The organism is Rathayibacter rubneri, from assembly GCF_023743255.1.
GTDB lineage: Bacteria > Actinomycetota > Actinomycetes > Actinomycetales > Microbacteriaceae > Rathayibacter > Rathayibacter rubneri.
On sequence record NZ_JAMRYM010000023.1, the window covers coordinates 1 to 12440 of the forward strand.

Below are 12440 nucleotides of genomic sequence, written 5' to 3' on the forward strand. Positions count from 1 at the left end.
GAGTCCCCGCTCGGCCCCCTTCCCCCGCCCTCGTCGACCCGCTCGGGTCGCCCGGAGGCCTGCACGTGCCCGCGCATGGACCACTCCTGCGACCGGCCGACACGTCGATGCCACTGGAGCAGATGACCCATGACCACGATCACCCCCGCGAGACCCGGATCCGAGAACCCCCCGAAACCCGACGCCGAGAACCCCGCCAGGATCGAGGCGACCCTGGCCACCCTCGGCTGCCCGGTCTTCGGGTTCGCTCCTCAGCCGCACCTGTCGGAGCTGACCGCCACCACGATCACCGCCGGCGCCCGGGTCGTCGGCGCCTCGCTCTCGTACTCGTACTTCCGGAATCCGCTGAACCGGAACCATCCGAGCAACTTCGTGCCGCTGACGCCCGAGCAGACCCGCGCCATCGAGCGAGCGGAGTCCTCGACCCTCCCGCGCTGGATGATCGAGCAGGTCGTCCGCATCCGCTACCCCACTCTCTGGGACGCCGTCCGCACCGCGAAGACGGGACCGGCCGATGCGAAGAACGCCCTCGAGCTCCGGCTCGCCGCGCACGCGAACGACGTCCTCCGCGCCCAGGACCCCCACCACGTCCCCGTGAAGGTCCCCACCGCCACCACGTCCGGCCGCCTCTCCCGGGGGGACCTGCTCGAGAGCACCTGCGTGATCGTCGACCGGGAGCCCCACCGCGCCCGGCTCCTCCAGGCCGGCCCGCACCTCACCGCGATCGGTGCGCGGATCGACGGCCGCTACCTCACCGTCGTCTACGACCGCCGGACGGCTCCGGCGCTGAAGGTGGAGTTCACCGTGCACCATCCCGGGAGCTGAGCCGTCGCGTCCGTGGCGTCGGCGATCTCTGTTCGCCCCTCCGTCGATTCTCGGCGGGCGGACACGGTTGCCCTCCCGCCCACCGCGTGCCTCACTTCCCTCATGACCCGGAGACTCCCCTCATGACTCGGAGATCCCTCATGATCCGGAGACTCTCGTCATGACCCGCAGGAACGCGGTGCTCGGCGCCGTCTGCCTCCTGGTCGGCGCCGTGACCGGGTGCTCGACGGCGGGATCGACCGGCTCCGGAGCCGGCCGGACCGCGGTGACGGTGGAGTACACGTGCGTCCTCCAGTCCGAGATCGGCGAGATCGAGCTGGGGGGCGTGCTCTCGGTGCATCGCGGACCGGACGGCCCGTGCGACGGACTCGAGACGGGGACGACGCAGCGGTTCGAGCTCCGCTCCATCATGGAGGCGGACCCGGTGCGGGCGAGCGTCGACGTCGACGTCGCGGTCGACGGATCCCTGGCCTTCGACGTGCAGGTCCCGACGGACCTGCGGCTCGGCCGGGCCCTCCTGCAGGCCGTCTCCCTCGAGCGGGAGTGCCGGGATCCGGCCGTGCTGGACTGCCCGGCGCCGACGGTGCGCTTCGTCGTCACGGACTCCTCCGTGCAGGATCTGCGGCTCGCCTCCGCCCCCTCCCCGACCGCACCCGACCAGGTGGCCACGCTGGACGCCATCGGCGCCCACTACCGACCCGGTCCGCTCGCGGACCAGATCACCGTCGTCCTCCCCGGACCCACCTGCGAGACGGTGCCCGCCTCCTTCGTGACCGACGCTCCTGCTGGCAGTCTCGAGATGGTGAGCGCGATCCGAGGGGACGCCTGCGGCGAGAGCATGAACTGGTGGACGAGCGTCGTCGACGTGCCCGACGGCTACGCCGACTACGACTCGGTGAAGGTCGACAACGTCCCGGCCGCACTCCTCCCTGCGCCGTGAAGCGCGTCGCGCCACGGCAGGGGCGGGAGCGGTGGGGCTGACGACGGAGGAGCCGCGAGACCGACCCGCACCCTCCGCTGAGCGGGGGACGCCCCTCCTGCGCGCCGCCGGTAGATTGGCCGCGAGATGACAGTCGACCCCGATTCGCGCCAGTGGCGGAGGCCGTCCGTGACGGCGGATCAGCGCCGGGCCGACGCCGCGACCGCCGCCGCCCTGTTCGGCGCCTCGATCCTCTCGCTCGTGCTCGGGCGCGCCATCGGCATGTACCCGGACGGCGCCGAGCCCGCGGCGAGCATCGGCGTCCTCGCCCTGGTGATCCTGCCGCTCGCCTTCCGCCGCCGGGCTCCCGTGCCGGTGCTCGCCGTCACTGCGGTGGCCTTCGTGCTGGTCGGCGAGCTGCGCGTGCCGGAGCTCACCATCAGCAACATCGCCCTCTTCATGGCCATGTACAGCGTGGGCGCGTGGGAGCCCCGGCGAGCGCGGGCGGACTGGGCGCGCGGGGTGCTGGTCGTCGGGATGGCCGTGTGGCTGCTCGTGACGTTCTTCCGCGCGAGCACGCAGGACCTCGAGTTCGACGGCGCGGGCATCGGCGCGCTCACCCCGGTCGCCGCGTACCTCCTCCAGCAGATCCTGATCAACATCCTCTACTTCGCGGGGTCGTGGTGGTTCGGCAATCACGCGAGGGCGTCGGCGCGCCAGCGGGCCCTGACCGACCTGCGCACCCGGCAGCTCGAGGACGAGCAGGCCAAGGTCGCCCGGCAGGCCATCACGATCGAGCGCCTGCGCATCGCGCGGGAGCTGCACGACGCCGTGGCCCACCACGTCTCGCTGATGGGCGTCCAGGCGGCGGCGGCACGGACCCTGCTCGGCTCCGACCCCGATCGGGCCCGCGTCCAGCTCGAGGCCCTCGAGGGCACGTCGCGCGCGGCCGTCGGCGAGCTGTACCAGCTCCTCGGCACGCTCCGCGACGAGGAGTCCGTCTTCGACCCGGTCACCGCGTCGCTCGGCCTCGACTCCCTCCCCGCGCTCGTGGCCGACGCCGAGGCGGCCGGGCTGCGCGTGTCGCTCGAGCAGGTCGGCGAGCCGTTCGACGTGCCGCCGCTGGTGGGGCTCAACCTCTACCGCATCGCGCAGGAGTCGCTGACGAACGTGCTCAAGCACGCCGGGCCCGGCACGCGGGCGCGCGTCCACGTGCGCTACAGCGGGTCCGCCGTCGAGCTCGAGGTCGCCGACGACGGACTCGGCCGCCCGGGCCCCCGCCAGCGCAACGGCGGCCTCGGCCTCCTCGGCATGCGCGAGCGCGCGGCGACGCTGGACGGCACGCTCGAGGCGGGGCCGCGCGCCGGCTCCGGCTGGGTCGTCCGGGTCGCCGTCCCCCTGGGGGTCGCGGCGTGAGCGACGTCCGCGTCGTCCTCGTCGACGACCACGCCCTGATGCGCCAGGGCATCAGCACGATCCTCTCGGTGCAGCCCGGGATCGACGTCGTCGGCGAGGCCTCCAGCGGCGAGGAGGCCCTGGAGCTCGTCGCGCGCACCCGCCCCGACGTGGTGTGCATGGACGTCGAGATGCCGGGCATCGGCGGGATCGAGGCGACCCGGCGGCTGCTCGCCGACCCCGGGACGCCGGTGCGCGTGCTCATGCTGACCACCTTCGACCGGGAGGACTACCTGCTCGAGGCGCTCGATGCCGGAGCGAGCGGGTTCCTGCTGAAGAACTCCCCTCCGGAGCACCTGGTCTACGGAGTGCGGGCGATCGCGGCCGGGGAGGCGCTGCTCGCGCCCGAGCTGACCCGCGCGGTCATCGAGCGCGCCGTGGCCGCCGACCGATCGCGCACGACTGCGCCGACCGGGCCGGAGCCCGACCAGCTGACCCCGCGCGAGGTCGAGGTGCTGCGGCTGATGGCGCAGGGGCTCTCGAACGACGAGATCGCCGACCTGCTCGGAGTCGGCCGCGCCACCGTGAAGACCCACGTGTCGAACGTGCTGATGAAGCTCGCGCTGCGCGACCGGGTGCAGGCGGTCGTCTACGCCTACCGGTCCGGCCTCGTCGGCTGACGCCTCCCTCCGTCCCGAGGCGGAGACGCGGGCTCACCCCCGGGCCGGAAGCGCTCGACGCGGCCCGCTCCTAGCGTGGAGGTGTCAACGGATCCCGGGAGGTCGCATGCTCAGCGTGCAGAACATCAGTCGCAGTTTCGGCGAGCGCCGCGTCGTCGACGACGTCAGCTTCGACGTGGGCCGCGGGCGGCTCACCGGCTTCGTCGGAGGCAACGGAGCAGGCAAGACCACGACCATGCGGATGATCCTCGGGGTCCTCCGCCCCGACTCCGGCACCGTGACCCTCGACGGCGCGCCCGTGGGCCAGGCCGCCCTGCACGGCTTCGGCTACATGCCGGAGGAGCGCGGCCTCTATCCCAAGATGGAGATCGGCGAGCAGCTGGCCTACCTCGCTCGGCTGCACGGCATCGACAAGGCGACGGCCGTGCAGCGCGGCGACGACCTGCTCGAGCGGCTCGGACTCATCGAGCGCCGGCGGGACAAGCTCGAGGCGCTGTCGCTGGGCAACCAGCAGCGCGTCCAGGTCGCCGCGGCGCTCGTGCACGACCCGGACGTGCTCATCATGGACGAGCCCTTCTCGGGGCTCGATCCGCTGGCCGTCGACGAGGTCGTCGCCGTCATCGCCGAGCACGCCGCGCGGGGAGTGCCGGTACTCTTCTCCTCCCACCAGCTCGACGTGGTCGAGCGCCTCTGCGACGACCTGGTCATCATCGCGGGCGGGCGGGTGCAGGCGGCCGGCGAGCGCGAGGCGCTGCGCGACCAGCACTCCGGCGACCGCTGGTCGCTCGAGATGACCGGCGACGTCGGCTGGATCCGCGGACTCCCCGGCGTCGAGGTGGCCGAGCTCGCCGGCACATCGGCCCTCTTCCACTCCGACGCGGCGGCCGCCGACGCGGTCCTGCGCGCGGCGGTCGAGCGGGGCACCGTGTCGTCCTTCCGGCCGGTCAGGCCGACCCTCGGAGAGATCTTCCGGGACATCGTGGTCAGCGCACCCTCGGGTGCCGACGAGAGAGCAGCAGCCTGATGAGCACCAGCACCAGCGCCCCCGCGACCGGCACCCCTCGCTGGACCCCCGCCGCCGACGGCCCCCGCGACGCGAGACTCGGCACCTGGGGCGCGACGCTCCTCGTCGCCGAGCGCGAGATCCTCTCGCAGGTCCGCTCGAAGGCGTTCATCGTCTCGACCGTGATCACCCTCGTCCTGGTGATCGGCGGCATCGTCCTCTCGAGCGTGCTGGGGAACCGCACCGCCGACGCGACTCCGGTCGCGGTCGTCGGATCCGTCCCCTCCGCCGTCGCCGACGCGGACACCCTCGAGATCACCGAGGCGGCGACGCGGGCCGACGCGGAGGACCTGGTCCGCGACGGAACGGTCGACGCGGCCCTCGTCCCCGACGACTCCGCGGTCGGCTTCTCGGTCGTCGCCCTCGACGAGGCCCCCGAGGGGCTCGTCTCCTCGCTCTCCGTCAGCCCGGCGGTCGAGCTGCTCGACGCCTCCGAGACCCCGTCCGGTCTGCGGACCCTCATCGGGCTCGCCTTCGGCCTGGTCTTCATGCTCGCGGTCCTCGGCTCGGGCGCGACGATCATGCAGAACACGGTGCAGGAGAAGCAGTCGCGCATCGTCGAGATCCTGCTCGCGGCCGTTCCCGCCCGGGCGCTGCTCGCGGGGAAGATCCTCGGCAACTCGGTGATCGGAGTCGGCACCGCCGCCGCCATCGCGGCCGCGGCGGCCCTCGGGCTCGCGGTCACCGGGCAGACCGAGCTGCTGGACCTGCTGTCGGCGCCGCTGATCTGGTTCGTCGTCTTCTTCGTCTTCGGGTTCGTCCTGGTCGCGAGCGTCTTCGCAGCCGGTGCCGCGCTGGTCTCGCGCCAGGAGGACACGGGCTCGGTGATGACCCCGGCGATGATGCTCGTCATGGTGCCGTACTTCGGAGTCGTGCTCTTCGGCGACAACGCGCTCGTCATGACGATCCTGTCGTACGTCCCGTTCAGCGCTCCCGTCGCGATGCCCGTGCGCCTGTTCTTCGGCGAGGCCGACTGGTGGGAGCCGCTCGTGTCGCTCGCGCTCCTCATCGTGGCGACGACCGCCGTGATGGCCGTGGCCAGCACGATCTACACGAACTCGCTGCTGCGGATGGGCTCGCGGGTGACGCTCCGCGAGGCGCTGAAGGCGAGCTGACCCGGCTCGCAGCGCTCGGCTCCGCGGACGGCGGGTGCGCTAGGGTCCGGCCATGCAGCGCAGGCGGACCCGGGCGTCGCCCGCCGTCCCCGTGCGGAGGTCCGCGCCATGAGCGGGCCGCTCCTGCTCGCGATCGCCGGGCTCGCCGCGCTCGACGCCTTCAACCCCGCGACGGTCGTCGCGGTGACCCTCATCCTCCTGGCCGCCCCGCGTCGCCCGGCGCTGACGGCGCTCGTGACGGTCCTCGGCGCCGCGCTCACGGTGTTCGGCGCCGGCGCCGCCCTGTTCCTCGGCGCGGGACTGGCGGCCGGAGCCGTGGACGGCATCGTGCAGGGCATCCGCTACCTGGCGTTCGCCGCAGCGGGGGTCGTGCTGCTCGTCTCGGGGATCCGGCGGTTCCGCACGCGGCCGCGCCGGCCCATCGCGCTCCCTCGCTGGTTCACCCCCTGGACCGCGCTGCCGTTCGGGGCGCTGCTGACCGGTGCGGACCTGCCCAACGCGTTCCCCTACTTCATCGCGATCGAGCGCCTCCTCGACGCCCGGCTCGGCCCCGCCGAGGGCCTGCTGATCCTCGGCGGCTACGCGGTGGTCTACTGCCTGCCCTGCCTCGTGCTGCTCGCGGTCGGGCTGCGCGCCCGGAAGCGGACCCACGACGCGCTCTCCTACGTCGCCGAGCACCTCGGCTCGGGCGAGGTGAGGGCGTCGCCCGCGACCGGTGTCGTGCTGATCGTGCTCGGCGCCGTCGTCGCCTCGCTGCCCTACTGGGCGCTGCGCTGACTGCGCTGACGAATCCTGTGCTGCAACGCGCCGGCGCGGACTGCTCCGCCGACGAGCGCCAGGGTCGTCACGACGGCGGACGCCAGCAGCGCGGCGCACACGACGAGGGACGCGACGAGGACCACGAATCCGGCGGGCCGCTCGACCGCGACGTTCGTCGCGTGCACGGGATCCCACTCCAGCCACGGCGCGCTGTAAGCCATGCCGGCCGAGTACACGAGGGGGGCGAGCAGCAGCGCTCCGAGGGCGGCGGCGAGCAGCACGAGAGGTCTCGGCCGCGACCCCCGCCGTTCCCCGACGAGCAGCAGGACGACTCCGACCAGGAGCGGTCCGCCCGCGCCCACGAGCACCAGCCCGGGCGGAGGTGAACCGGTGGCGGAGGCGATCCCGATGCCGAGAAGGACGGCGGCGGCGATGACGAGGCAGGCGAGTCCGACGACCCGGGGCGACCACGACGCGACGTTCCGGCGAGCGCTCATAGGGGATTCTCTGCGCGAAGGGGACGTCGCGCGACGACCGGCAGGTGAACTCTCCCTCGGTACCCGACGCGCCGGGCTCGCACCGCTGACGCAGCGGCTCGCTCCCCGACCCGATCCTGCGGAGCGGCGGCCTACTTCGCGCGGCGCCGGGTCGCCGAGCGCGGCGGTGCCGCCCGGAGGTGATCGCTCACCCGCCCGAGGATGCGGGCGAGGTCGTCCGCATCCTCGTCGGCGAGGGGCGCGAACAGGAGTCCGTGCACCGTCCCGATGTGGCCCGGGAAGACGGCGCGCAGGACGTCCCTCCCGGCCGAGGTGATCGTCGCGATGGTGCTGCGCTCGTCGTCCGGCGACGGCGAGCGGGTGACGAGCCCGCGCTGCTCGAGGAGCTGCACCTGGTAGGTGAGCCCGCTGCGGCTGTAGACGACGCCGTCGGCGAGGTCCGTCATCCGCTGACGCCCCTCCGGAGCGTCGCCCAGACGCGCCAGCAGCTGGAACTGGATGTAGCTCAGGTCGCCCGCGTCGCGCAACTGCTTCTCGACCGCGGGGCGCAGGAGGCTGCTCACCTCGGTGAACGCGAGGTAGGCGGTGAGCTGCGACGGGGTCAGGGCGGCGGGAGCGTCGGTCATGCGTCCATCCTACTTGTTGCTTCGAGTTCGAAGCAGTGTTACCGTTGCCCCAGATGCTTCGAATCCGAAGCACTGGCGAAGGGAAGACATCATGAAGGCAGTGCGGTTCCACGAGGTCGGCGGGCCCGAGGTCCTCGAGTACGGCGAGATCGAGCAGCCCGTCCCCGGAGCGGGTCAGGTGCGCCTGCGGGTCGCCGCCTCGGCGTTCAGCGCCGCCGACGCAGGGATGCGCGCAGGGTTCCTGCCGATCCCGATCCGGCTCCCGCACATCCCGGGCTACGACGTCTCGGGCACGATCGACGCGATCGGCGAGGGGGTCGACGGCCTCGCGGTGGGCGCCCCCGTCGTCGCGTTCCTCCCGATGGAGCGGGACGGAGGCGCGGCCGAGTACGTCCTCGCTCCCGCCGTCGCGGTGGTCGCCGCCCCCGTGAGCATCCCGCTGGCCGATGCCGCCGCACTGCCCTCGGTCGCGCTGACCGCGTGGCAGGCGCTGTTCGACGACGGCCGGCTCGAGGCGGGAAGCTCGGTGCTCATCGTGGGCGCCGGCGGAGTCGTGGGCAAGTACGCGATCCGGCTCGCGAAGCGCGCGGGCGTGCGCGTCCTCGCGACCGCGAGCCCCCGCAGCATCGACGCCGTCCGAGCCGCCGGCGCCGACCGGATCATCGAGCACACCACGACCGACGTCCTCTCCGCTCTCGACGAGCAGGTCGACGTGCTGCTCAACCTCGCCCCGCTCGACCCCGAGCGGTTCGCCGCCCTCGTCGCCGCGGTGCGCGACGGCGGTGCGGTCGTCAGCACCACCGCGTTCCTGGCCACCCCCGAGGACGAGGGCCGAGGGGTGCGCGCCGCGACCGTGTTCGTCCTCCCGAATCGCGAGCGCCTCACCGAGCTCGTCAGCCTCGTCGACGCGGGCGAGCTGACCGTCGAGGTCACCCGGCGGATCCCCCTCGAGGAGCTGCCCGCGCTGCACGCGGAAGCGGCCGCGGGTCGCATCGCCGGCAAGGTGATCGTGCTGCCCTGACGCGGACGGCCACCGGTCCGGATCAGGAGGGAGCGGCCGCGGCCGCCGGGTCGTGAACGACCTCCTCCGCCTCCGACCTCCGCGGCCGCAGCTCGCTCACGACGGTCCCCGCCACGATGAGCGCGGCCCCGACCAGCGCGAGACCCGGCAGCCGCTCGCCGGCCAGGCGGCCGACGACTCCGGCCCAGACCGGCTCGGCGGCGTAGATGATCGTGGCGCGGCTCGGTGAGACGGAGCGCTGAGCCCAGTTCATCGTCAGCTGGATGAGGCAGCTGCTCGCGCCCAGCGCGAGGGCGGCGACGAGCCACACCCAGGAGAACGCGGGGATCGCCTCCCCCGCGACGGGCATGGCCGCGAACCCGAGCCCGCCGGCGACGAGCAGCTGCACCACGGTCACGCGCCCGAGGTCGACTCGGCCGGCGAACACGCCGATCAGGATGATCTCGGCGGCGATCGGGAGCGTGCTGACGAGCGTCGCGATCTCGCCCGCGCCCAGCGCGACTCCCTGCTGCGGCCCGGCCACGAAGAGGAGCCCGACGAAGGCCAGCGCGACGCCCACGAGGGTGAGGACCCTCGGTCGACGGCGGAAGACGACCCACTGCAGCAGCGGCACCAGCGGGACGTAGAGGGCGGTGAGGAACGCGGAGGTGCTGCTCGGGATGCTCTGCAGCCCGAAGGTCTGCAGCCCGTAGCCGAGCGCGATCATCACCCCGATCGCCGCACCCGCGCCGAGGTCGATCCACCGCATCCCGCGCAGGGCCCGACGGAACACGAGGGCGCTGATCAGCCCGGCGACGACGAAGCGGACTCCGACGAAGAACAGCGGACCGCTGTGCTCCATCGCCACGTGCACGGCGAGGAAGGTCCCGCCCCAGACCGCGGTGATGCCGATCAGTGCCCACTCGGGCTGTGAGAACCGGAGGAAGCGAGGGAGTGAGATGTGCAGCATTCTGCACACTATAGGGTGCAGAATAGTGCGCATGCCACCCTCCTCGGTCCTCGCCCACGTCGGCAGCAACCTGCGCCGGGCGCGACTGCAGGCGGGGCTCAGCCAGGCCGCGCTCGCGGAGCGGTCCGGCATCAGCCGGCGCACGATCGTGAGCATCGAGGCCGGAGAGGCGAACATCGGCCTCACCGGCGTCGACCGCCTCGCCGAGGCTGTCGGGACCACGTTCACCGCGCTGGTCTCGGCCCCCGGCGGCTCCCCGACGTCGATCGACGAGGTGGCCTGGCGCGGCGCGGAACCGGCGAGCGTCGCCGTACTGCTCGCCTCGGTCCCCTCCCGCGAGGAGTCGCAGCTGTGGACGTGGACGCTCGGACCGGGTGAGCGCTACGACGCGCAGCCCGACCCCGACGGCTGGCACGAGATGCTCCTCGTCACCGACGGCGTCCTCCTCCTCGCTCGCGACGGGGAGGAGGACCTCACCCTCGCCGCCGGGCGGCACGTCGCGTTCTCGACGGCCCGGCGCTACGCCTACGTGAACGCCGAGGCGGAGCGCCCGGTCGCCTTCGTCCGCATCGTCGTGCGGTGAGGCCGGCCTCTCGCGCGCGAGTGGTTCACTGGACGGATGACCGATCGTGACGCCCGCATCGCCGATTTCGCCGAGTTCCTGACGGCCTCCCCCTCCTCCTTCCACGCCGCCGCCGAGACCGCGCGGCGACTCGACGCCGCCGGATTCACCGGGTTGGACGAGACTCGCGCGTGGCCCGCCGAGCCCGGCCGGTACTACGTCGTGCGGGACGGCGCGATCATCGCGTGGCACGTCCCGGACACCGCCGACGCCGTGACGCCGTTCCGGATCCTGGGCGCCCACACCGACTCCCCCGGCTTCACCCTCAAGCCGCGGCCCACGATCGGGTCGGAGGGCTGGCTGCAGGCCGGCGTCGAGATCTACGGCGGGCCGCTGCTCAACTCCTGGCTCGACCGGGAGCTCGAGCTGGCGGGCCGCGTCGTGACGCACGACGGGCGCGAGCTGCTCCTGCGCACGGGGCCGTTCCTCCGGATCCCCCAGCTCGCGATCCACCTGGACCGCGAGCAGAACGAGGGCCTGACCCTCGACCGGCAGAAGCACACCGTGCCGGTGTTCGGCCTCGGCGACTCCTCCGAGGTCGATCTGCTCGACCTCCTCGCCGCCGAGGCGGGGCTGACCGACGCGTCCGACATCGCCGGGTACGACCTCGTCACCTGCGACACCCAGCCGCCCCGGCGCTTCGGCCTCGACGACGCACTGTTCGCGGCCGGACGGATGGACGACCTCAGCTCGGTCCACGCCGGCCTCGTCGCATTGCTCGCGGCGAGCGCCGCCCCCGCGCAGCCGCACCACATCAGCGTGCTCGCCGCCTTCGACCACGAGGAGCTGGGGAGCGCCAGCCGCTCCGGAGCAAGCGGCCCGTTCCTCGAGGACGTGCTGAACCGAGTCTCGGCCTCGCTCGGCGCCGGAGTCGAGGAGCGGGCGCGCGCGATCGCCGCGTCGTGGTGCCTCTCGGCCGACGCGGGCCACTCCGTGCACCCGAACCGCGCCGACCGGCACGACCCGGTGAACCGCCCCGTCGCGGGCGGAGGCCCCCTGCTCAAGATCAACGCCTCGCAGCGCTACGCGACGGATGCGCGGGGCGCCGCGCTCTGGGCGGGCGTCTGCGCGCAGGCCGGCGTCGAGTACCAGGAGTTCGTCTCGAACAACTCCGTCCCCTGCGGCTCGACGATCGGCCCTCTCACCGCGACCCGGCTCGGCATCGCCACCGTCGACGTGGGTGTTCCGCTGCTCTCGATGCACTCGGCCCGCGAGCTCGCGCACGTCGACGACCTCGTCGCGCTCGCCCGCGCGATCGAGGCGTTCTTCACCCCGGAGGCGTGACCGCGGCCCCCGGGAATCCTGCTTTGCGCTGCGCGGTTGTCCCCCGCATGTCCTCGCGCCTGCTCATCGTCCACGGCTACCGCGCCTCGATCCGGGCCCACTGGTTCCCGTGGCTGGAGCGCGAAGCGGAGGCGCTCGGCGCGGCGGTGACGCGCGTCGCCCTGCCCGACGCCATGGCTCCGGATGCGGCCGCCTGGCGCTCGAGCGTCGTGGAGGCCCTGGGGGCCGCCCGCGGACCGGGACGCCTCGTCGTCGTCGCGCACAGCCTCGGCTGCGTCACGGCGCTCCGCGCGATCGCCGCGACCGGCACCCGCGTCGACGGCGCAGTGCTCGTGTCGGGCTTCGTCGAGCATCTGCCCGCCCTCCCGGCGCTCGACGGCTTCCTCGGCGAGGACCCCGCCTCCGTGGTCGCCGAGGCGGCCCCGCATCTCGGCGCCGTGCACGTCGTCCGCTCCGACGACGACCCGTTCGTGCCCGCCTCGGCGACGGACTCGCTGGCCTCCGCGCTCGGCGCCCCGGTGGACGTCGTCCCCGGCGGCCGCCACTTCCTCGCGTCCGAGGGCTTCACCGAGCTGCCGGCCGTCGGCCGCCTCGTGCGCACGCTCCTCTGACACCCCCCTCCCCTGCTGGTCGAGCAGCCCCGCGATCCCTGCTGGTCGAGCACACCGCAAGTCCTTGCTGGTCG

General features: G+C 73.4%; 14 protein-coding genes. 11 read left to right on the plus strand and 3 right to left on the minus strand.

Annotated features, from left to right (window positions below):
- The first annotated feature begins 129 nt into the window (after positions 1-129).
- From NB037_RS07605 to NB037_RS07635, 7 genes are all read left to right on the plus strand, one after another.
- Entirely contained in the window at positions 130-825 is a 696-nt protein-coding gene (locus NB037_RS07605; protein ID WP_251944773.1) for a hypothetical protein, read from the plus strand.
- A 160-nt stretch (positions 826-985) separates the two neighbouring features.
- Positions 986-1765 carry a hypothetical protein gene (locus NB037_RS07610; RefSeq protein WP_251944774.1) on the plus strand — a complete coding sequence of 260 codons (780 nt, stop codon included), beginning with the start codon at positions 986-988 and terminating at the stop codon, positions 1763-1765.
- A 126-nt stretch (positions 1766-1891) separates the two neighbouring features.
- Positions 1892-3160: a sensor histidine kinase gene (locus NB037_RS07615; protein WP_251944777.1), complete on the plus strand. Its 1269-nt coding sequence runs from the start codon at positions 1892-1894 to the stop codon at positions 3158-3160.
- A gap of 38 nt (positions 3161-3198) precedes the next feature.
- Positions 3199-3819: a response regulator gene (locus NB037_RS07620; protein WP_251944837.1), complete on the plus strand. Its 621-nt coding sequence runs from the start codon at positions 3199-3201 to the stop codon at positions 3817-3819.
- 106 nt (positions 3820-3925) lie between these two features.
- Complete coding sequence (locus NB037_RS07625) at positions 3926-4843, plus strand: ABC transporter ATP-binding protein (protein WP_251944778.1); 918 nt, start codon at positions 3926-3928, stop codon at positions 4841-4843.
- Positions 4843-5997, plus strand: a complete 1155-nt coding sequence (locus NB037_RS07630; protein ID WP_251944779.1) for an ABC transporter permease — start codon at positions 4843-4845, stop codon at positions 5995-5997. The genes NB037_RS07625 and NB037_RS07630 overlap by 1 nt, the downstream gene beginning before the upstream one ends.
- Before the next feature lie 108 nt (positions 5998-6105).
- Positions 6106-6774, plus strand: coding sequence for a GAP family protein (locus NB037_RS07635; RefSeq protein WP_251944780.1), 669 nt, complete (start codon positions 6106-6108; stop codon positions 6772-6774).
- Here NB037_RS07635 and NB037_RS07640 read toward each other — a convergent pair.
- Positions 6756-7253, minus strand: coding sequence for a hypothetical protein (locus NB037_RS07640; RefSeq protein WP_251944781.1), 498 nt, complete (start codon positions 7251-7253; stop codon positions 6756-6758). The genes NB037_RS07635 and NB037_RS07640 overlap by 19 nt on opposite strands.
- Before the next feature lie 131 nt (positions 7254-7384).
- Positions 7385-7879 carry a MarR family winged helix-turn-helix transcriptional regulator gene (locus NB037_RS07645; protein ID WP_251944782.1) on the minus strand — a complete coding sequence of 165 codons (495 nt, stop codon included), beginning with the start codon at positions 7877-7879 and terminating at the stop codon, positions 7385-7387.
- Positions 7880-7970: 91 nt separating this feature from the next.
- Between NB037_RS07645 and NB037_RS07650 the strand changes: the two genes are divergently transcribed.
- Positions 7971-8900 (plus strand): NADP-dependent oxidoreductase, encoded by a 930-nt coding sequence (locus NB037_RS07650; RefSeq protein ID WP_251944783.1) that lies wholly within the window; start codon positions 7971-7973, stop codon positions 8898-8900.
- A 22-nt stretch (positions 8901-8922) separates the two neighbouring features.
- On the opposite strand, the gene NB037_RS07655 is transcribed toward NB037_RS07650, so the two are convergent.
- Positions 8923-9849, minus strand: a complete 927-nt coding sequence (locus tag NB037_RS07655; RefSeq protein ID WP_251944784.1) for a DMT family transporter — start codon at positions 9847-9849, stop codon at positions 8923-8925.
- A gap of 31 nt (positions 9850-9880) precedes the next feature.
- Here NB037_RS07655 and NB037_RS07660 point away from each other — a divergent pair, with 31 nt between their 5' ends.
- The 3 genes from NB037_RS07660 to NB037_RS07670 are packed head-to-tail and all read left to right on the plus strand — an operon-like array spanning position 9881 to position 12366.
- Positions 9881-10432 carry a helix-turn-helix transcriptional regulator gene (locus NB037_RS07660; protein WP_251944785.1) on the plus strand — a complete coding sequence of 184 codons (552 nt, stop codon included), beginning with the start codon at positions 9881-9883 and terminating at the stop codon, positions 10430-10432.
- A 36-nt stretch (positions 10433-10468) separates the two neighbouring features.
- Entirely contained in the window at positions 10469-11755 is a 1287-nt protein-coding gene (locus NB037_RS07665; RefSeq protein WP_251944786.1) for a M18 family aminopeptidase, read from the plus strand.
- Between the two features lie 47 nt (positions 11756-11802).
- The gene (locus tag NB037_RS07670; RefSeq protein WP_251944787.1) at positions 11803-12366 is read left to right on the plus strand and encodes an RBBP9/YdeN family alpha/beta hydrolase; all 564 of its coding nucleotides are present in this window, start codon (positions 11803-11805) and stop codon (positions 12364-12366) included.
- Positions 12367-12440: the final 74 nt, after the last annotated feature.

What these genes read in the sequence shown, in the direction of transcription:
- NB037_RS07650 (WP_251944783.1), top strand. Translation starts at nt 7,971, where the DNA reads ATGAAGGCAGTGCGGTTCCACGAGGTCGGCGGGCCCGAGGTCCTCGAG.
- NB037_RS07630 (WP_251944779.1), top strand. Translation starts at nt 4,843, where the DNA reads ATGAGCACCAGCACCAGCGCCCCCGCGACCGGCACCCCTCGCTGGACC.
- NB037_RS07605 (WP_251944773.1), top strand. Translation starts at nt 130, where the DNA reads ATGACCACGATCACCCCCGCGAGACCCGGATCCGAGAACCCCCCGAAA.
- NB037_RS07655 (WP_251944784.1), bottom strand. Translation starts at nt 9,849, where the DNA reads ATGCTGCACATCTCACTCCCTCGCTTCCTCCGGTTCTCACAGCCCGAG.
- NB037_RS07620 (WP_251944837.1), top strand. Translation starts at nt 3,199, where the DNA reads ATGCGCCAGGGCATCAGCACGATCCTCTCGGTGCAGCCCGGGATCGAC.
- NB037_RS07645 (WP_251944782.1), bottom strand. Translation starts at nt 7,879, where the DNA reads ATGACCGACGCTCCCGCCGCCCTGACCCCGTCGCAGCTCACCGCCTAC.
- NB037_RS07665 (WP_251944786.1), top strand. Translation starts at nt 10,469, where the DNA reads ATGACCGATCGTGACGCCCGCATCGCCGATTTCGCCGAGTTCCTGACG.
- NB037_RS07625 (WP_251944778.1), top strand. Translation starts at nt 3,926, where the DNA reads ATGCTCAGCGTGCAGAACATCAGTCGCAGTTTCGGCGAGCGCCGCGTC.
- NB037_RS07615 (WP_251944777.1), top strand. Translation starts at nt 1,892, where the DNA reads ATGACAGTCGACCCCGATTCGCGCCAGTGGCGGAGGCCGTCCGTGACG.
- NB037_RS07660 (WP_251944785.1), top strand. Translation starts at nt 9,881, where the DNA reads ATGCCACCCTCCTCGGTCCTCGCCCACGTCGGCAGCAACCTGCGCCGG.
- NB037_RS07670 (WP_251944787.1), top strand. Translation starts at nt 11,803, where the DNA reads ATGTCCTCGCGCCTGCTCATCGTCCACGGCTACCGCGCCTCGATCCGG.
- NB037_RS07640 (WP_251944781.1), bottom strand. Translation starts at nt 7,253, where the DNA reads ATGAGCGCTCGCCGGAACGTCGCGTCGTGGTCGCCCCGGGTCGTCGGA.
- NB037_RS07610 (WP_251944774.1), top strand. Translation starts at nt 986, where the DNA reads ATGACCCGCAGGAACGCGGTGCTCGGCGCCGTCTGCCTCCTGGTCGGC.
- NB037_RS07635 (WP_251944780.1), top strand. Translation starts at nt 6,106, where the DNA reads ATGAGCGGGCCGCTCCTGCTCGCGATCGCCGGGCTCGCCGCGCTCGAC.